The following is a 16,631-nucleotide window of genomic DNA, read 5'->3' as shown; positions in this document are numbered from 1 at the left end:
TTTTCGTCTTTCCTCCACGGCGGGACACGAAACCGAGTATGATTTCATGAGTGATCAGGGAGTGGTGCCAAGCGCGAAATGAGGTGGCGCCAGTGGTAAATTCCAAACGCGAAGAGACCGGATCGAAGACGCATGCCTCGCGCACGGCGCTTGCCGATGGTATGGGAGACATGATCTCTCTGATGCCGATCCCGGTCGCGGTGTTCGACACCGCAACGCGTCTGGTTGCGACCTCGGCGGCGTTTCAGGAGAGCTACGGCGTCGATCTCTCCGGCGCGAGCGGACCGGGTGACGGCGACCTGCTGCCCTGGCTGCCAGAGGGCTACCCCGCCGCGCGCGATAAAGCGCTCGCCGGAGAGGTCGTGCAATGCGACGAGACCCGGACGACGCTCCCCGATGGGCGTGTGATCCGGAACCGCTGGATTGCCGCACCGATCCACCGCGACGGCGGCGTCGCGGGGATCATCCTCATCATCGAGAATATCAGCGCCGGGAAGGAGCTACAGCCGCCGACCGCCCTGCGCGCGGAACGGATCGCCGAGGCGATGGATGCCGCCGGGATCGCCCTGTTCGAGGTGGATTTCGACCGCGATGCGTTCCTCGCGACCGGATCCGCCCGGCAGCTTCTGGAGACGCAGGAGGTGCCCGACAGCTACGAGAAATGGCTCGCCCTCGCCGCGCCGGAAGATCGTGCGCAGTTCGACGCGGTCTATCGCGCGGCGCTGGACCCGACGGGCAGCCGAAAGTTCTCGATCGAGTTCAAGCTCGCCGATAGCGCCGAGCCCAAAGTGATCGAGTTGCGCGGCAATATCCGGTTCGACGAGGCCTGCGATCCGCCCCGTCCGCTGGGCGTCGTCGGCGCGATCCTCGATCGCACGGAACGCGCGCGGATATCGGAGGCGCTGGTACAGGCGCAGCGGCTGGAAACCGTGGGCCGAATGGCAGGCCTGATTGCACATGACTTCAACAATTTGCTGACCGTCATCCTGTCCAATCTGGAGCTTGCCTCGCGCGCCGAGATGGCCGAGATCGCGCGTGACCATCTGGAACGCGCGATCGACGCGACGCAGATCGGCGCTGGGTTCAATCAGCGGCTTCTGGCGCTTGCCGGAGCGCGGACGCCGAAACCGGTGTGCTTCGACCTCGATGCGCAACTCGCCGAGACATGGACGCTGCTAGAGCGGGTGCTGGGCGAACAGGTGCATCTGCGTCTCCTGCCCGGCGCCGATCATGGCCAGATCTACATGGATCGCGGGGAGTTGGACGGCGCGCTGCTCAATCTCGTCATCAATGCGCGCGACGCGATGACGGCCACCGGTACGATCACCATTCAGACCGGCTGCGCGCGGTTTGACGCGCATCAGGCCGCCGAGATCGACGGCGCGCGGCCGGGCTGCTTCCTCACGGTGAGCGTGACCGATACCGGGCAAGGCATGCCCCCGGACGTGCGCAGGCAGGCTCTCGATCCGTTTTTCACCACCAAGGATGCGCATGTCGGGAACGGGCTCGGTCTGACCAGCGTGGCGAGTTCGGTCGCGCGGGCGGGCGGGTTTCTACACATCGACACCGCCCCCGACAAAGGCACCACGATCACGCTCTATCTGCCCGAGACCGAGGGGGAGCCCACGCCCGCGCCTGCCGACCATCACGACGCGCTGCGAATGGGCGATGGTCAGCTGGTGCTGGTGGTCGAGGACGATCCGCTCGTACGCGAGGCGGTTCTCGACCGGCTGGAGGCTCTGGGCTACGCGGTGATCGAGGCCGCGAACGCGTCCGAGGCGCTGGAGCAGATCGAGGCGGGCGAGCCGGTCGAGCTACTGTTTTCCGACGTCGTGCTGCCCGGCACCTTTTCGGGCTTCGACCTTGTCGATCGCGCCCGCGCCCGCGATCCCGCATTGCCCGTCCTTCTGACCTCTGGCCATACGTCCGAGCATTTCTCCGGGCGCCCCGAAGCCGAACGCGAGGTGGAATTGCTCACGAAGCCCTATTCTCTCTCGACGTTGAGTGCGGCGGTCGCGCGTGCGCTCAAGCCGGAGGGACCTCCCCCGTGATCTGGCCGGTGAAGACATAGCCCACGCCGCGTACGGATCGGATCATCCGATTGGCATCATCCGCCGGTTCGATCTTGCGTCGAAGCCGGGCGATATGGGTGTCGATGGTCCGGTCATAGGGCGACCAGTCGCGCCCGTGCAGCACCCGGTTGATGTCGTCGCGCGAGAGCACCTGCTCCGGGCGGCTGAGGAACAGTTCGAGCAGTTTCGCCTCCGTTCCGGTCAGATCCTCGCGGCGACCGTCATTATGCTCGATCACGCCGTGACGCAGGTCGATACTGCTGTGATCGATGCGCAGCCGCTCGCGCGGCAGGTTGCGGGTCCGATAGCCATCGAGCACCCGACGGATGCGGATCGCGACCTCGCGCGCGGCGAAGGGTTTGACGATGTAGTCATCCGCCCCCGCCTCCAGACCGCGCACCCGGTCGAGCGGTTGCCCTTGCCCCGTGATGAAGATGACGGGAATATTGCTGCGCCCGCGCAGGACACGGGCGAGTGCGAGCCCGTCATCCGCGCCCAGCCCCAGATCGAGTGTCACGAGATCGACGTCGCCCGCTTCGATCTCTTGCATCATGCCAGTGGCGTCCGATGCCTCGCGTACCGCCCAGCCTTCCGCCTCAAGGCAGTCCCGCAGCGCTCCGCGTACGCAAGGATCATCTTCGACGACGAGAATTGTCTGCTGTTCCACAGGCGCGACCTCCTATCCCCTCCGCACCTATCGGGAGCGTCCCGGCGCTTTCCATGGCACCGCAAACCCCTGTCCCGAATTATGTCATGATCGGCGCCCCCTGTCCGCCCTGTCTTTGATGGTGATCAAGCTTCAGAAACGGTACACGAAATTAAACGTGATCGTTCCCTCAAACCCGTGCCGCCACCGGATTTCGTCATGCCGGATGGTCTCGCCCGCGGTCGAGAGCGCCGCCGCCGAGACCGAACCGGAGCCCACCGTCGTCGTCCCCGAAGAGCGCGAAATGAGCGACGCCTGCCCCGTCTCCTGCACCCCCAGAGAGACGGCGAAGGCGCTGTTCCGGCCGATTTGCTGTTCGAACACCATGCCCGCCCGCAGGACCGGTTCCACACGGGAATATCGGGACCGCTCGGGCGCGTTGCTGGCCGAGGCGAGCCCCGGGATCGAGAGGGTTTCCTCACTGCGCCCGCTTGCCGACACCGCCTTCGCGCCGAGGTCGAGATAGAGGCCGAAGGACAGGTCGCTGGTCACCAGACGCCGCCCGCCCAGCCCCAAGGTGAGGCTCTGGCTGCGCTCGTGCAGGCGCGTGCGACGGGCGCTCTCGATGGCCGGGATGGCCCGGCTCGCCGTGAGGGAAGCCGTCGTCGTGTAGGTCTCGCCCGTGTGGCGCGACAGATCCCCGAAGCCGAGACGCGGGCCCCAGCTCCAGTCGCGGCTGTGACCCAGCGGGCTCGCGATCACGCCGCCCAGCTCGCGCACCCGGCTATGCGCGCTGACCCGTTGCGCGACCTTCACGCTGTCCGGTTCTCCAAGCCCGATGACGGAGAACCCGCCCGGATCGAACACCGCCGCCAGAGCTGTGGCCTCTCCGGAAGCGCCATCGAGACTGAGCGCCGCGAAGCCTCCTCCGCCTGCGCCGGGCGAAAACGCGTAGGTCTCGATGCGATTGCCAGTGACTGCGGGCGAGAAGGACTGTTGCTCGATATGAACGGTGCCGCCATGCCCGTCGGGAAGGGACAGCGAGGCTGTCGCATTCGCCCCCGACAGCGTGCCCCCCGCGCCAAGCATCGGGTTCAGATCGATCGCGATATTGCCCTGTCCCGTGCGCGGCCCCGTCAGAAGGAGCGTACCGGAACTCGGCAGACCCGACACAGCTTGCGCCTGCGCGAAACCGGAGCCGCGCCCGAAGCTCAGACCGAGTTGAGGCCGGGTCGAGAAATCCGGGGTCCAGCCCGCCTGCGGAAGGATTTGCAGAGGGCGCACGGGGCCTTGCAGCCCGAACTCCACGCCGCGCCCCTCCTCTCCGGTGATCTGAGAGCCCAGCCCCGGCACGAACGGTCCGCGTTGGGGCGGCGCGAGCGACCAGCCCTGCCACATCGAGGGCGGCTGCGCCTGAACCGGAGGCGTCAGAGCGGCCAGCGCGACCAGCCCGCCAAGGGCGCAGCCGAGGGGGTGAAATATGCGCTCACGCCGTCGCATTGATCGTAGCAAGGCGGCTCAGAAGGGCCACCAGCTCCTGTTGGCGCGACGTTTCGGTCTTGCGCATCACCGCCGCGAGCTGATTGCGCAAGGTTTCCTTCGACATCCGCCTGCGCAAAGCCAGCTCGCCGATCGACTCCCCCGCCAGCAGCGCCAAAGCGAGATCGGCCTCCTTCGCGTTCATGCCGAAGAGCCGCCAGAGAAAATCCTGATCCAGTTCGAGCGGCATATCGAGGTCTTCGTAGATCACCGCAAAATTCGGCCCGGCGCCCGGCAGGCCAACCGCCTCGCCCGCGGCCAGCCGGATGATTGTCAGGATCTCACGCGGCTCACCGCGATTTCGCGGCACGGACATGACCGCGACGCGCTGGCGCAGGCTGCCTTGCAGCGATTGGATCTGCGTCGCGAATTCGTCATCCACGATGGGATCGGACAGCCGCAACGTCCCGTCGGGCGAGACCTGCAGCGCGCGGCCATTGCGCAGGATTGCCCGCGCCCGCCCGTTCATCCGCGAAACGCTGCGCCGCTCGTTGCACAGCACCACCGAGAAGGGCAGGATTTCCAGAAGATTACCGCTCAGACGCTCGGCCGCGTCGAGCCGCTGGCGCACCTCCATGATCCGCGTCGCCACATCGAGCTGCCGGGCGAGCCGGGTCAGGAAGTCCTTCAAAGGCCGCCGCAGCTCCGCCTCCAGATGGCGCGGATAGCGCAGTTCGATCCCCAGAAGATGACGCTCACCACGATCGAACAGGACACCGGCGAGACAGGTTTTGGGCGGGCTCGTCCGGCGCAGCACCTGCCCCATCGGCCCGCCATTTACCGTCTCCGCACCGAGATCGCCGTCGTCATAGACCCGGCCGATCTCCTGCCCGTGCAGACTGTGCGCCCAGCCATCGGGGGCGCGCATCTCCTCGGCAAAGGCCCGGCGCAATTCCGGGTTCGGCGTATCGAGAAGCAGGAAGTTCCCTGCGCCCTGCATCCGTTCCAGCCCGACAATCATCGGCGTCGCTTCGGGAAAATTCATCGCGACGACCGCGAGCACGGACCGAAATAGATCCCCTTCGATGGCAGATGTGAAAATTTGATCGACCGCTGCGCCGTTCTCAGCGTGCATGCTCAAAGACATGGCGAAATCCCCTTAACCCTTTGATTAAGGAAATCCTCCGCCACGGAGAAATTTCGACAATGACAGTCATCAAGCCTGCCTATGCGCGCCGACAATGTGCGGCGCGGACAGAGGCGGAATCAGCGGGTCCCGACGATCACTTTTTTGCACTGCAGGTCACGCCACCCTCGCCTTCGACGTCCAGTCGCGCCGAGACGACGGCATGTGGACCGGCGGAGACATAGACCTTGGACAGCGTCTGCGCCTCGTCCGCGCGGGTGGCGAAAGCGCCGCCCTGCGTGGTGCTGGAGGTGCCGCCCGCACCGCTCGAGATCACGGTGAAGGAGTAGCGCCCGCGCATTGCGCGCGCCGATTGCACCCGCGCGGTCAGCTCGAGATGCGGAGCTGCGGGGCGCTCTGCGATCTCGCAGCTGAGAGGGGCTGCGCCTTGTGAGCTTTGCGCGCTCATCGCGAGCGCCATTCCGAATGGCATCCCTCCGATGAGGACAAGCAGCCCTCCGCGACGCAGGTAGTCGAGCATTTGCAGGTTCCGAGGCATGGTGTGCCTCCTTTCTCGTCCCCCTGCCCCGCACGCGTTGCGACGGGCGGGGCTAAACGGACGGCTATCGGTTTCATTTCAGCTCGAACTGAATGCCGATCGAGCCGTTTCCGCCAACGCCGCTCCCGCTGCGGGTCACGCCCAGACGCGTCTCACCCTGGAAATGGGTCTCCGTCTGGTAGTTGCCGAGCTGAGAGATCGAGCTGCCGAAACCAGAGCCCGATTGGACGGTGCCCGCGACATTGTTGTGGCCGCTCTGCGTGGTTGAGGCGTCATTATAGCTGCCCTGCTGCTGCGTGACGGCCACATTGCCGCGTGATGGCTGCGGGGTGATGGATGCGATGGGGGCGCTACTCGGATCATAGAAAGGCCGGCTCTGCGCCGCAGCTTCCTTCGCGAAAACGCCCAATCCCAGAGCGGCCAAAAGCCCGGTCGCGAGTATCGCGGGGGGCGCCGTGGGGGCTCTCATCTGTGTTGCGAAACTCATAACCTTTCTCCTTGTTGCTGTCGCGACGGCACAGCAGCCGCCTTCAAGACGTTGATCGGGCGGATCGCAGCCCGCCCGATCAACCATGGGACGTCAGTTCTGAACGGTGCTCGACACGTTGCCGACACCGGTCTGGACCGTGGCCGACGAGTTGCCGACATTGCCCTGAATGGTGGACGAGTAGTTCCCGAGGCCCAACTGATCGGTGATCGAGTTGTTGAACGCGCCGGTCTGACCGGTGCCCGAGAAGTTGGCGATCCCACGTTGCACCGTGGTGCTGGTGTTGCCGTAGTCGCGCTGCACGGTGATGGCCGAGTTGTTCATGCCAAGCTGCGTCGTGCTCGACCCATTGAACCAGCCCATCTGGTCGGTGAGCGACACGTTACCGCCTGCGAGGGCGGCCCCGGCGCCGGAGAGAACGACAGCGGTGGCGAGAAGCAGATGTTTCATGGTGATGGTCTCCAGACTAAAGAATGTTGATCGATCCGGATCCGCGTCCCGATCGTTCCTCCACGCTACGCCGGAGCTGCGCCGGGATCGGGGACGCAAACATCATCGAAGACGCCCCGATCGCCATGCGCTTCGGCCTGAACGCTGCCCCTTCGGCACCGCCCGACCGCGGACCGCCCGCGATAGTTCACCCACCGGCGCAAGTGGTCCGCCAGACGCGATATCCTTGGCCACTGCGCGCATATGGCCGCGCAGGTGCCCCGAACGGGTCATCGCGTGACGCGGGCGTGCGGAGCGTTGCAGCGGATGGGGTGCGGGCGATGGCGGTCTCGCTTGCGCCCGCGCAATGACGGAAGGCCCTCTGCGTGAGACGCAGGCCGCCATTCGGAGGGTTGCCCGGTGGCGAAACCCACAGCGCGTCCCGGCGCATTGACGCGCGACAAGACCCGGCCGGAAAACCGCACCGCGTCGATCGAGGCGCCTCTGGAAATCGGGAATATCTCGGGCCTGATTTGCGATATCGCTTGGTGGCGGCCGTGCTTGAGTAGAGAGCCGCGCGACTCGGGCCGGAGGGAATTGGGGAAGACCGACACGGACCACGCGGCGACGCGCCCCCGAAATGCGCAGCGCGCGCTCCCGATACGGAAACGCGCGCCACTCCCCCCTGACAGACACTGCGAGCGGTGTCTCTTTATCGACCCCTACCGCCCGCGCGGCCTGCCCCCACACACATGCCAGTTCCTCTCAATTGCGACGCTCCATCAGCAGCGCGACCAGCAGGCCGGTTCCGACCATACCAAGAAGCACCCCGGCCCACGGCACGGGATGGCTGCGAACGCTTCGACGCAAGTCATGCTGCGCCTCTGCCAGCGAGTGGCGCATTTCGAGCACCGCGTCGCGGGTATCCTCTACGAGATCGTGGCCCCGCCGCGTCGCCTCCGCGCCAAGATCGCTGGCCCGCAGCCGACCATGGCGGCGAAGCGCCTGCGCCAATTCGCCTACATCATCGCGCAGCTCTTCGAGATCGGCGCGGATCGCCTCGACCGCATGGCGTTCGTGGTCCTCGATATCGGCGCGTTCGTGTGCAGCGTCGCTGGATGTCTTGGCCATGGCGTTTCTCCTCTGATCCGGTTTTGAACCGTGCGACAGGTAGGCAGGATGCAAAGCCGCAAGGCGTCGCGCATTGATCGCCGTCACTGCAAAATGCAAAGGCGCGGCTCAGGTCACCTTCAGCGCCTCTTGCAGCTTCTCACGGAAATGGCGCGGCGAGAGGCTCGCGAGGTTGGAGTGGATCTCCCGGCTCACCCGCGCCGCCAGAGCCGCGGACATGGCGTCGCGCATTGCGCCCAGCATCCGCGGCGGCGCGACGAGGACGAGCGTGTCGAATTGCTCTCGCCCGAGGCTCTCTTCGAGACGATCACACAGCTGATGCGCGAAAGCGATCTCCGGCGCGTGGTCCGGATCGCCATGCGGCGCCATCGTGGCCCGCCGCCCGGGCGACCCGCTCGAGAAGCTGCGACCCGCCTTATCTCGCGGGCTCTCATGCGGCGCTTCCAGCTCGAAGACCGCCTTGCTTCCCTCGGCATCGGCCAGCACATGCGCGCTGGCGGCGTTCATCACCACGATCCATTCGGTTTTCTTCGGCTGTCGCATCGGCTCACCTATTTTGAGAACAGCACCGGCAGGTGGGATTTTTCCAACAGGCGCGTGGTCACCGCGCCGATCACGAAGTCATAGAGCCGCGAATGGCCGTAAGCGCCGACGGCGATCATCTCGGCCCCGCGTTCGCGCGCGGTGTGGAGCAACGCATCGCCCGCTTCCGAGGTCGTCTTCATCCGGTCCAGAAGCGTCACGTCGAAGCCGCGCCGGTCCAGCGCCGCCGCGAGGTCGTCGCGCAGATCGTCCACGGCCTCCCGCTCGCCTTCCGACGGCGACACGGAAAGCAGATCGATCCGCGCACCGTGCGCCGCAAGATAGAGCATGTCATGCACCGCCCGCATCGCCTCGCGGCTGCACGAAACCCCGACGAGGATATGCTGCGCGGGCCTATCGAGTTGCGCAGCCTCGCTCACCACCAGGACCGGACGCCCGGCCTGGCGGATCAGTTGCTCTTGCATACGCAGATCGCCCGCGCGCCCGGAATGGGCCGGCACCCGGGCAGAGATGACGAGGTCGGCGGCGCGGCAGCTATCGACGAGAAAATCGATCAGCGCGTCACGCACACCACTGGGGGTCCGAAATTCGCCCTGCACATCTTCGGCCTTGAGCGCATGTTCAAACGTCTCGCGGATCTCAGCCGCCTCCTTGCGTTGCCAGTCGACGAATTCGGGATAGACGATCGGATCGCTCGCAAGATCGCCGCCCAACAGCGGCAGCGGCTCGACGCCATGCGATCCGATCAGATGCGCCTCGAAGCGGCGACACAGCGCGGCCGCCATCGGGGCGAGCCAGCGGGCTTCGTCGGTCTCTAGAAAGGCAGCGGCAAGGGTGCGCGGAATCATCTTGGGGCTCCTGAATGGTCACATCGGCCCAAACCTACGGCGCTGCGCGCAAAATGGCATTGATCGTGCGCAACGTCGGATCCTTTCGCGAGGCCGCGCGCCGCTATGCGCGCCGTCAATGCGGGCGCCGCGCCGGTCATCAAAGCTTGATGCCGTTCCATCATTGAGATTCTTCGCACGGGAGATCCAGCATGACACCTCAAGCCAAAGAGATTGGCATCAAACACGAGAACACCCCGCCGACCAACAAGACCCCGAGTGCCGAAACACCCGCGAAAGGCGCCGCCACCAGCGCTTCTGCGCCCGCCCGCGGGCGCGATGTGTTCGGGATGTTGCGCGCGGAGATCGATCGCCTTTTTGACGATTTCACACATACCGGACGCGATTGGTCCCGCGCTCTGAGCCTGCCAGCGGGCTTTGGCGCTCTCTCCGCCCCGGCGATGGATTTCGTCGCGAATGACGGAAGCTACGAGCTGCGCGTCGACCTGCCCGGCCTCAAGCCGAGGAGATCGAGCTCAAGCTCGAAGACGGGCGGCTCAAGATCCACGGCGAACGCACCAGCGAGCGCGAGGCGCATGAGGGCGACTACGTCCTGCAGGAGCGGAGTTCCGGCAGGCTCGAACGCATGATCGCTCTGCCGCGCGAGGTCGACCCCGACCGCATCGAGGCGGTTCTGAGCGACGGGGTCCTGACCGTGACCCTGCCGAAAGCCGCCGAAGCGCGCGAGAAAGATCGCCGCATCGACGTCAAGGCGCGATGAGCGCGCATCACCCGGGCGGCCCTTCGCGCCCCGAACTGTCAGCGCGACGGACCGCCCCCTGAACCGGAAGGACAGTCCGATGACCAGAGCCATTCTTGCAACCCTCGCAGCCCTCGCATGGGCCCTTCCCGCCAGTGCGGAAGAGGCCTCCAGCAGCCCGATGACCGCGGCGCAGATGGGGGCCGATCTTTACCAAAATTACTGTGCCACCTGCCACGGCAAGAGCGCGGCCGGCGATGGGCCGCTCAGCGAATATTTCACCACGCAGGTGCCGGCGCTCACCCAGCTTTCGGCGAATAATAATGGGGAATTCCCGCTCGCGCGGGTCGTGCATCTGATCGACGGCGGCCAGCAGATGCCCTTCCACCGGGGCGCGATGCCCAGCTTCGGCCCGACGATGATGGAGGATACCGCAGGGACGCTCGGAGCGCTCAACGCGGAGGTCTATAGCCGCGGGCAAATCCTGCTGATCGCGGAATATCTCGCAAGCATTCAAAGCTGAGGCAGCGTCCTCAGCGCTCCAACCGGGAGGTTTGACCGATGAAAGTGACTGGCCTGAGTGCCATCGACCACGCCCCGCAGATCGTGGCGGAATGGCTCAACGATCTCGAATATCGCTTGGATAACAAGGACCGCAGTCACGCCTATCTGCTGCTGCGCACGACCTTGCATGCGATCCGCGATTTCCTGACCACCGCGGAAGCTGCCGATCTCGGGGCGCAACTTCCGGTGCTGCTGCGCGGGATTTACTACGACGGCTTCGTGCCCTCGCGCCAGCCCGCGCATCCGCGCAATCGCGACGCCTTTGTCGGACGGGTGGCGGAGGCGTTTGCCGACCGCCCGCTCGACGATCCCGAAGCGGAAGTGGCGGCGGTGTTCGATCTGCTGCATGAACGGATTTCCGAGGGCGAATACCGGCAGGTAACGCAAGCGATGCGCCACTCGCTGCGCAGCCTGCTGGCCTGAGCGGGAGGGACTACTAGGCCCGATCCTTGCGCGACGGTCGCGCCTGCGCCGTGGCGAGGATTTGCGCGACCTCCGCATCGGGAACCTGCCCGAAATAGGTGTAATAGGCCCCGACCGCCCCAAAATACGACGGCACCAGCGGGCAGATCACGCGGTCGGCCTCGGTGCGGATCGCCTCCAGAGCGTCCTCTGACGCGACCGGGATCGCGCAGACCAGCTCTGCGGGACCGGCGGCCCGAACCGCCCGCAGCGCCGCGCGCATCGTGGCCCCCGTCGCCACCCCGTCATCCACGAGGATCGCGACCCGCCCGGCCAGCGGCAGCCCCGGCGCGCCGTAGCGCTTGATCCGGTCCGCGATCACCTCGCGCTCGCGGGCGGCGAGGCTCTCCAAAGTCGCCTCATCGCAGCCGCTGGCGCGGATCACATCGGCGTTGCGCACCAGCACCTCGCCACGCAGCCCCGCGATCGCCGCAAGCGCCACTTCGGGATTGCTGGGCGCGCCGAGCTTGCGCACGAAGACAAGATCCAGCGGCAGATCCAGGCGCTCGGCCACCTCCCACGCGACCGGCACTCCGCCACGCGGCAGCGCAAGCACCACCGCGTCGCGCCCGCGATAGGCTTCAAGCTGACGCGCGAGGACGATCCCCGCCTCGGTCCGGTCGGTATAGCCTTCGAGATCACTCATGCGGGCCTCCTTTGCCCATGGGTGCAGTCGGAAGCCAGCGTGCCGTGCCATCGAGGGTGCGGCATTGATTTTCAACAACGGCACACCGACGCAATCGCCGCCTAACCGCGCCGTGCTCCGCACAAAGTGAAAAGAAATTCGGGACCGCCGCACCCGCGGCCCTATGTCGATTTTGAGTGGTCGCCGCATGGCAGAGCGCGACAGCTCGAGAACAGGAGATCAGCGCCATGAGTTTGAAAGATAACCGCATTCTCGTCGTCGGCGGCTCATCGGGCATCGGTTTCGGCGTGGCGCAGGCGGCGTTGGACCGCGGCGCACGGGTCACCATCGCCTCGCGCTCGGCGCAGAAGGTCGAAGGGGCCTGCGAACGGCTGGGCGGTTCCGTCGAGGGCGTGTCGCTCGACACCGGCGATGCCGCCGCACTGGAGGCATTCTTCGACGAGCGCCCCGAGTGGCACCACATCTATTGCTCGGCGGCCAGCACCAAGGTCGCCGCCGTGAAAGAGTTGCCGCTGGAAGATGCGCAAGCCTCTTTCGACTCGAAATTCTGGGGTGCCTATCGCCTCGCCCGCGTGGCGAAGATCGCGGATGGCGGCTCGCTCACCTTCACCTCGGGTTTCCTGTCGCAACGGCCCAAATCCGGCGCGGCGATTCAGGGCGCGATCAACGCAGGGCTCGAGGGGCTGACCCGTGGCCTCGCGCTGGAATTCGCGCCGGTGCGGGTTAACTGCATCTCCCCCGGGCTGGTGAAAACCGAGATGTACGAGAGCCTTGAGGGCGATGGACGCCGCACGATGTTCGACAATGCGGCCGAGCGTCTGCCCGTGGGCCAGGTCGGCCTGCCCGAACATATCGCCATTCAGGCGCTCGCCCTGATGGACAACCCTTACATGACCGGCTCCACCGTCTTTGTCGAAGGCGGCGGGCTGCTGATCTGAGCAAGCGAAAGGACCTCCCATGAAACGCACCCCCCTCGGCACGACAGGCTTCGAAATCGCCCCCATCGTCTTTGGCGGCAACGTCTTCGGCTGGACGCTGGACGAAGCCGAGAGCTTCCGCATCCTCGACGCCTTCGTCGACCACGGGTTCGATGCGATCGACACCGCCGACGTCTATTCGAAATGGGCCGAGGGCAATTCGGGCGGCGAGTCCGAGACCGTTCTGGGCCGCTGGTTCGAGGCGCGTCCCGGCATGCGCGAGAAGGTGAAGCTGTTCACAAAGGTCGGCTCCGATATGGGCGGACCGGGCGAGAAAGGTCTGGGCGCGGAGTGGATTTCCAAAGCCATCGACCGGTCGCTGGAGCGGCTCAAGACCGATCACATCGATCTCTATTTCTCGCATTGGCCCGATGACAGCGTCAGCCATGCCGAGACGCTGGGCGCCTATGACACGCTGCTGAAGGCAGGCAAGGTTCGCGCGATCGGCGCGTCGAATTACGATGCCGACCTGCTGACGGCGGCGCTGGAAACCGCCGATGCAGAAGGTTTGCCACGTTATCAGGTGATCCAGCCGGAATATAACCTTTATGACCGTGACGGCTTCGACGGGCCGCTGCGCGACCTCTGCCTGCGCGAGAATATCGGCGTGGTCACCTATTTCTCGCTCGCCGCCGGGTTCCTGTCGGGAAAATACCGCTCGAAAGCCGATCTGGAGGGCCGCAAGCGTGGCGGGATGGTCGAGAAATACCTGACCGATCGCGGCATGGCGATCCTCGACGTGCTCGAAGACGTCGCTAGCCAGAAAGGCGCGAAACCGGCCGAGGTCGCGACGGCATGGTTGATCAACCGCGAGGGCGTCAGCGCCCCGATCGCGAGCGCCACCAGCTTGTCGCAAGTGGAAAGCTTCGCGAAAGCCGTCGAAATGAGCCTGACCGACGAAGAGATGCGCCGCTTGACCGATGCGGGCGCTTAATCTTTCCTAACACTCGGGTGGCCGCCGGGCCGCCCGATCCTCCCCTCCCGACCGGACGCCGTTTACATGTATGAAACCGTATTGCTGATCGTGGCGGCTCTGATCGTCGGGATGTCGAAGGGTGGGCTTTCGACCGCCGCGGCCATCGCGGTGCCGATGCTGGCGCTGTTCATGAACCCGGTGAAGGCGGCGGCGACGCTGCTGCCGGTCTATATCGTGACCGATTGGGTGGGCGTCTGGCTCTACCGCCACCATTTCTCGAAGCGGAACCTGTTCATCCTCGTGCCTGCGATCCTCGCGGGCGTCGCCATCGCGACGCTCATCACGCCCTACACACCCGAATGGGCGCTGCTGATCTTCACCGGGCTGATCGGGATCTGGCATGTCGCGCGGGCGTGGTTAAAGCGGCATGACGATAGCCAAGCCGAGGCCCGTATCGTGCCGGGGCTGTTCTGGGGGACACTGACCGGGATCGCGAGCTTCATCACCCATTCCGGCGCGCCGCCGGTGCAGGCTTACCTCCTGCCGCAAAAGCTGCCGAAGCTCGAATTCGCGGGCACCATCGCCATCGCCTTCGCGATCGGCAATATCGTGAAACTCCCTGCCTATTGGGTGATCGGGCAACTCGACGGGCTGAACTGGTCGCTCGTCGCGGGACTTGCGGTGGCGGGGATCGCGGGCACCGTCGCGGGGCGCTGGCTGACCGCGCGGCTGTCGCAGCAGCTCTACATGCGGGTCATCCAGATCATGCTGGCGGTGCTGTCGGTTCTGCTGCTGATCCGCGGCGGGATGCAGGTGATGTGATCAGCGCGGCGGGTAATGGCTGCGCAGGGTCATCGCGTCCTGCCCGATCAGCCGCGTGACCGAATTCCCGTTTTCCGAGAAGATCGAGCTTTGCGTATAGTACGGGTCTTCCAGATCGGTCGAGAAACCCAGCGACTGCACGATTTCCTCCAGCACGACCGAGCGGATATCGCGCATCTGGATGTCTCGACTGAAGGCGATATCGGCATCGGTGATCCGGCCCGTATTCGTCTGCCAATAGAACGTCACCTTAGCGACCGTGCCCGGTCCTAATCGCCTGCCGTTGAGACGCATCGACGGCGTTCCCCGCACGGTGCCGCCCACGGGCGTGTCGGTCAGATAGAGATTGATATCCGCGGGACGCGCCCCGGCGTAGCTCAGATGTAGCGCGGCGCCGGTCTTGTTGATCTGGTCGATCGCCGCGCGGGCGGCCTCTTCGATGGCATGGGCGCGCTTCGCGGGGAAATGCTTTGAGCGGAATGCAAGGCCCACCGTCAGGTCGCGGCACTTGCTGGCGGCCCATCGGCGATAGGGCAAGGTGCAGGCGCCCCCGGGTCGCGCGGCGCAGGCCATCGCCCGGTAGAAGTCGCGATCGCTCATCTTGCCGGAATTGGCGATGTTGCGATCAGCGGCGGCGTCGCGCGCTTGCGCGGGGAGCGCGAGGCTGAGAGCAAGCGCAAGGCAGGTCGCGCCGGGGGCGACGCCGCGGGCAATACTTATTGATTTCTCAAATAGTTGCAGACCGATCTTAAAGCCCTCTCTTAACTCAGAACCGAACAGGCGCGGCGGGTGGCGAGGGCATAACCCTCGATCCCGAAGCCTGCCAAAACCCCCTCCGCGCGTTGCGAGATGAAGGAATGATGGCGGAAGTTTTCCCGCTTGTGAACATTGGAAATGTGCACCTCGAAGACTGGACCCTCGAAGGTGTTGAGCGCATCGAGGATCGCGACGGAGGTGTGGGTATAGGCGCCGGCGTTGATCACGATCGCGCAGGCCGCGTCGCGCGCGCGGTGGATCTGTTCGACGATCTCGCCTTCGAAATTCGACTGAAACAGCGCGACCTCGAAGCCCTTGGGCTGCGCCTCCTCGCGGCAGATCCGCTCCACATCCTCGAGCGTGTCCGAGCCGTAGATCTCGGGCTGGCGCTTGCCCAGAAGGTTCAGGTTCGGGCCGTTGAGGATATGGATGGTCTTCGACATTCTGCGCTCCGGATGGCGCGTGGGACGGGTGCGCCCTGCCCCCAGCGCGGATCATTTCCCAAAGCTATAGGGCCTTGCGCGGGTTCGCGTCCAGCAAAAGGGCGTGATCGGCTGGTGTGGTGGCGCCTTGGTCACGCTCGACGAACTGGCGCAGCTTGGAGAGGTTCTTGCGCGCGAGCACGCCGAGCGCCGAGACAGGCCCGCCCAGATGATTGGTGCGGATCGCCCGATAATCTTCGACCATCTTGCGGCGCAGGTGCGCCAGAGAGCGGTTGCTGACGCCGCCCAGCCGCATCTTGTAGAGAAGCTCGGGCAGGTAGACCGCGCGACCTTGGAGCGCGCTGAAGACACGCAGCATGAAGTCATAATCCGCCGCGATCCGGTAAGAGGTGTTAAAGCCTCCCAGCCGCGCATAGGTGGCGCGGCGCAGGTAGAGCGTGGGATGCGCGGGCGCCCAGCCCCGGCGCAGCTTGGCCGGGGTGAAGCCGCCATTGGCCCAATGCCGGATAACAGTATCCGGATCGCCGCGCAGGACATAATCGAGATTGGCGAAGACGGCCTCGACCTGCGGATCGGCAAAGGCGGCGGCGACATGGGCCAGCGCATCGCGATGAGCCAGCATGTCATCGGCATGAACGAAGCCCACGACCTCACCCGTCGCCCGCGCGATGCCCTTGTTGAGCGCATCGTAGAGGCCCCCATCGGCCTCGCTGAAAGCTATCATCCGAGAATGGCGCGCAGCCTCGATCGCCGCGAGAGAGCCGTCGTGCGAGCGCCCCTCGATGATAAGATGCTCGAGATTACGGTGGCTCTGCCGCGCGACCGAGGCGATGGCATCGCCGACGGTGTCCTCAGCGTCATAGACCGCAGTAATCAGGGAAATCTTCATCGACCTTACCCATCCGTTAGGAACTCCACTAACGCTGCGTCAACACGATTAAGAAATCCCTAACGCCACTCTGGCCCCGCCAACGCGCCGCATGGAA

Annotated in this window: 21 protein-coding genes; 8 read left to right on the top strand and 13 right to left on the bottom strand. The window is 65.4% G+C overall.

The annotated features are described in order from the left end of the window. Nucleotides 1-92 precede the first annotated feature (92 nt). On the top strand, nt 93-2,051 hold the full coding sequence (locus AKL02_RS09425; protein ID WP_083077884.1) for an ATP-binding protein: 1,959 nt from the start codon (nt 93-95) through the stop codon (nt 2,049-2,051). On the opposite strand, the gene AKL02_RS09420 is transcribed toward AKL02_RS09425, so the two are convergent. The 9 genes from AKL02_RS09420 to AKL02_RS09380 form a co-directional block, all read right to left on the bottom strand. Continuing rightward, the gene (locus AKL02_RS09420) at nt 2,026-2,739 is read right to left on the bottom strand and encodes a response regulator transcription factor (protein WP_083077883.1); all 714 of its coding nucleotides are present in this window, start codon (nt 2,737-2,739) and stop codon (nt 2,026-2,028) included. The two genes, AKL02_RS09425 and AKL02_RS09420, sit on opposite strands and share 26 nt — an antisense overlap. A 132-nt stretch (nt 2,740-2,871) precedes the next feature. Then, a complete protein-coding gene (locus tag AKL02_RS09415; protein WP_083077882.1) occupies nt 2,872-4,218 on the bottom strand; it encodes a hypothetical protein in 1,347 nt (448 codons plus the stop codon). Next, the gene (locus AKL02_RS09410; protein WP_133051957.1) at nt 4,205-5,242 is read right to left on the bottom strand and encodes a helix-turn-helix transcriptional regulator; all 1,038 of its coding nucleotides are present in this window, start codon (nt 5,240-5,242) and stop codon (nt 4,205-4,207) included. The genes AKL02_RS09415 and AKL02_RS09410 overlap by 14 nt, the downstream gene beginning before the upstream one ends. Nucleotides 5,243-5,480: 238 nt before the next feature. Beyond that, nucleotides 5,481-5,882: a curli-like amyloid fiber formation chaperone CsgH gene (gene csgH / locus AKL02_RS09405; RefSeq protein WP_078541297.1), complete on the bottom strand. Its 402-nt coding sequence runs from the start codon at nt 5,880-5,882 to the stop codon at nt 5,481-5,483. A gap of 73 nt (nt 5,883-5,955) precedes the next feature. Further along, the gene (locus AKL02_RS09400; RefSeq protein WP_083077880.1) at nt 5,956-6,369 is read right to left on the bottom strand and encodes a hypothetical protein; all 414 of its coding nucleotides are present in this window, start codon (nt 6,367-6,369) and stop codon (nt 5,956-5,958) included. A gap of 93 nt (nt 6,370-6,462) precedes the next feature. Next, nucleotides 6,463-6,819, bottom strand: a complete 357-nt coding sequence (locus AKL02_RS09395; RefSeq protein ID WP_078541300.1) for a hypothetical protein — start codon at nt 6,817-6,819, stop codon at nt 6,463-6,465. Nucleotides 6,820-7,563: 744 nt separating this feature from the next. Beyond that, on the bottom strand, nt 7,564-7,929 hold the full coding sequence (locus AKL02_RS09390; protein ID WP_083077879.1) for a hypothetical protein: 366 nt from the start codon (nt 7,927-7,929) through the stop codon (nt 7,564-7,566). A 108-nt stretch (nt 7,930-8,037) separates the two neighbouring features. Further along, nucleotides 8,038-8,472: a host attachment protein gene (locus AKL02_RS09385; protein ID WP_083077878.1), complete on the bottom strand. Its 435-nt coding sequence runs from the start codon at nt 8,470-8,472 to the stop codon at nt 8,038-8,040. An 8-nt stretch (nt 8,473-8,480) separates the two neighbouring features. Continuing rightward, nucleotides 8,481-9,320, bottom strand: coding sequence for a universal stress protein (locus AKL02_RS09380; protein WP_083077877.1), 840 nt, complete (start codon nt 9,318-9,320; stop codon nt 8,481-8,483). 191 nt (nt 9,321-9,511) lie between these two features. Between AKL02_RS09380 and AKL02_RS21085 the strand changes: the two genes are divergently transcribed. The 4 genes from AKL02_RS21085 to AKL02_RS09365 all read left to right on the top strand — a co-directional run bounded on the left by AKL02_RS21085 (nt 9,512) and on the right by AKL02_RS09365 (nt 11,046). After that, nucleotides 9,512-9,949 carry a hypothetical protein gene (locus tag AKL02_RS21085; RefSeq protein WP_232621758.1) on the top strand — a complete coding sequence of 146 codons (438 nt, stop codon included), beginning with the start codon at nt 9,512-9,514 and terminating at the stop codon, nt 9,947-9,949. Then, nucleotides 9,862-10,080, top strand: coding sequence for an Hsp20/alpha crystallin family protein (locus tag AKL02_RS09375; RefSeq protein ID WP_232621780.1), 219 nt, complete (start codon nt 9,862-9,864; stop codon nt 10,078-10,080). The genes AKL02_RS21085 and AKL02_RS09375 overlap by 88 nt, the downstream gene beginning before the upstream one ends. A gap of 79 nt (nt 10,081-10,159) precedes the next feature. After that, nucleotides 10,160-10,582: a c-type cytochrome gene (locus tag AKL02_RS09370; protein WP_083077875.1), complete on the top strand. Its 423-nt coding sequence runs from the start codon at nt 10,160-10,162 to the stop codon at nt 10,580-10,582. 38 nt (nt 10,583-10,620) lie between these two features. Further along, on the top strand, nt 10,621-11,046 hold the full coding sequence (locus AKL02_RS09365) for a DUF2267 domain-containing protein (protein ID WP_078523151.1): 426 nt from the start codon (nt 10,621-10,623) through the stop codon (nt 11,044-11,046). 13 nt (nt 11,047-11,059) lie between these two features. On the opposite strand, the gene AKL02_RS09360 is transcribed toward AKL02_RS09365, so the two are convergent. Then, nucleotides 11,060-11,731, bottom strand: a complete 672-nt coding sequence (locus tag AKL02_RS09360; protein ID WP_083077874.1) for a phosphoribosyltransferase — start codon at nt 11,729-11,731, stop codon at nt 11,060-11,062. A 227-nt stretch (nt 11,732-11,958) separates the two neighbouring features. On the opposite strand from AKL02_RS09360, the gene AKL02_RS09355 reads away from it, so the two are divergent. The 3 genes from AKL02_RS09355 to AKL02_RS09345 all read left to right on the top strand — a co-directional run bounded on the left by AKL02_RS09355 (nt 11,959) and on the right by AKL02_RS09345 (nt 14,446). Beyond that, on the top strand, nt 11,959-12,669 hold the full coding sequence (locus AKL02_RS09355) for an SDR family oxidoreductase (RefSeq protein ID WP_083077873.1): 711 nt from the start codon (nt 11,959-11,961) through the stop codon (nt 12,667-12,669). Nucleotides 12,670-12,688: 19 nt separating this feature from the next. Then, on the top strand, nt 12,689-13,642 hold the full coding sequence (locus AKL02_RS09350) for an aldo/keto reductase (RefSeq protein ID WP_083077872.1): 954 nt from the start codon (nt 12,689-12,691) through the stop codon (nt 13,640-13,642). Between the two features lie 66 nt (nt 13,643-13,708). Next, nucleotides 13,709-14,446 carry a sulfite exporter TauE/SafE family protein gene (locus tag AKL02_RS09345; protein WP_078523147.1) on the top strand — a complete coding sequence of 246 codons (738 nt, stop codon included), beginning with the start codon at nt 13,709-13,711 and terminating at the stop codon, nt 14,444-14,446. Here the strand turns inward: AKL02_RS09345 and AKL02_RS09340 are convergent, their stop codons facing one another. From AKL02_RS09340 to AKL02_RS09330, 3 genes are all read right to left on the bottom strand, one after another. Further along, nucleotides 14,447-15,046: a DUF2927 domain-containing protein gene (locus AKL02_RS09340; RefSeq protein ID WP_083077871.1), complete on the bottom strand. Its 600-nt coding sequence runs from the start codon at nt 15,044-15,046 to the stop codon at nt 14,447-14,449. It lies immediately after the preceding gene. 161 nt (nt 15,047-15,207) lie between these two features. Then, complete coding sequence (aroQ, locus tag AKL02_RS09335; RefSeq protein ID WP_078550630.1) at nt 15,208-15,645, bottom strand: type II 3-dehydroquinate dehydratase; 438 nt, start codon at nt 15,643-15,645, stop codon at nt 15,208-15,210. Nucleotides 15,646-15,709: 64 nt separating this feature from the next. Continuing rightward, nucleotides 15,710-16,534 (bottom strand): glycosyltransferase family 2 protein, encoded by an 825-nt coding sequence (locus AKL02_RS09330; protein WP_083077870.1) that lies wholly within the window; start codon nt 16,532-16,534, stop codon nt 15,710-15,712. Between the last annotated feature and the right edge of the window lie 97 nt (nt 16,535-16,631).

The organism is Thioclava electrotropha (assembly GCF_002085925.2).
In the GTDB taxonomy this organism is placed as follows: domain Bacteria; phylum Pseudomonadota; class Alphaproteobacteria; order Rhodobacterales; family Rhodobacteraceae; genus Thioclava; species Thioclava electrotropha.
This window is presented reverse-complemented; position numbering and strand designations above follow the sequence as displayed.

Coding starts and splice junctions, on each gene's coding strand:
- AKL02_RS09415 (WP_083077882.1), bottom strand. CDS start 4,218: ATGCGACGGCGTGAGCGCATATTTCACCCCCTCGGCTGCGCCCTTGGC.
- AKL02_RS09410 (WP_133051957.1), bottom strand. CDS start 5,242: ATGAATTTTCCCGAAGCGACGCCGATGATTGTCGGGCTGGAACGGATG.
- csgH (WP_078541297.1), bottom strand. CDS start 5,882: ATGCCTCGGAACCTGCAAATGCTCGACTACCTGCGTCGCGGAGGGCTG.
- AKL02_RS09400 (WP_083077880.1), bottom strand. CDS start 6,369: ATGAGTTTCGCAACACAGATGAGAGCCCCCACGGCGCCCCCCGCGATA.
- AKL02_RS09395 (WP_078541300.1), bottom strand. CDS start 6,819: ATGAAACATCTGCTTCTCGCCACCGCTGTCGTTCTCTCCGGCGCCGGG.
- AKL02_RS09390 (WP_083077879.1), bottom strand. CDS start 7,929: ATGGCCAAGACATCCAGCGACGCTGCACACGAACGCGCCGATATCGAG.
- AKL02_RS09385 (WP_083077878.1), bottom strand. CDS start 8,472: ATGCGACAGCCGAAGAAAACCGAATGGATCGTGGTGATGAACGCCGCC.
- AKL02_RS09380 (WP_083077877.1), bottom strand. CDS start 9,320: ATGATTCCGCGCACCCTTGCCGCTGCCTTTCTAGAGACCGACGAAGCC.
- AKL02_RS21085 (WP_232621758.1), top strand. CDS start 9,512: ATGACACCTCAAGCCAAAGAGATTGGCATCAAACACGAGAACACCCCG.
- AKL02_RS09370 (WP_083077875.1), top strand. CDS start 10,160: ATGACCAGAGCCATTCTTGCAACCCTCGCAGCCCTCGCATGGGCCCTT.
- AKL02_RS09365 (WP_078523151.1), top strand. CDS start 10,621: ATGAAAGTGACTGGCCTGAGTGCCATCGACCACGCCCCGCAGATCGTG.
- AKL02_RS09360 (WP_083077874.1), bottom strand. CDS start 11,731: ATGAGTGATCTCGAAGGCTATACCGACCGGACCGAGGCGGGGATCGTC.
- AKL02_RS09355 (WP_083077873.1), top strand. CDS start 11,959: ATGAGTTTGAAAGATAACCGCATTCTCGTCGTCGGCGGCTCATCGGGC.
- AKL02_RS09350 (WP_083077872.1), top strand. CDS start 12,689: ATGAAACGCACCCCCCTCGGCACGACAGGCTTCGAAATCGCCCCCATC.
- AKL02_RS09345 (WP_078523147.1), top strand. CDS start 13,709: ATGTATGAAACCGTATTGCTGATCGTGGCGGCTCTGATCGTCGGGATG.
- AKL02_RS09340 (WP_083077871.1), bottom strand. CDS start 15,046: ATGAGCGATCGCGACTTCTACCGGGCGATGGCCTGCGCCGCGCGACCC.
- aroQ (WP_078550630.1), bottom strand. CDS start 15,645: ATGTCGAAGACCATCCATATCCTCAACGGCCCGAACCTGAACCTTCTG.
- AKL02_RS09330 (WP_083077870.1), bottom strand. CDS start 16,534: ATGAAGATTTCCCTGATTACTGCGGTCTATGACGCTGAGGACACCGTC.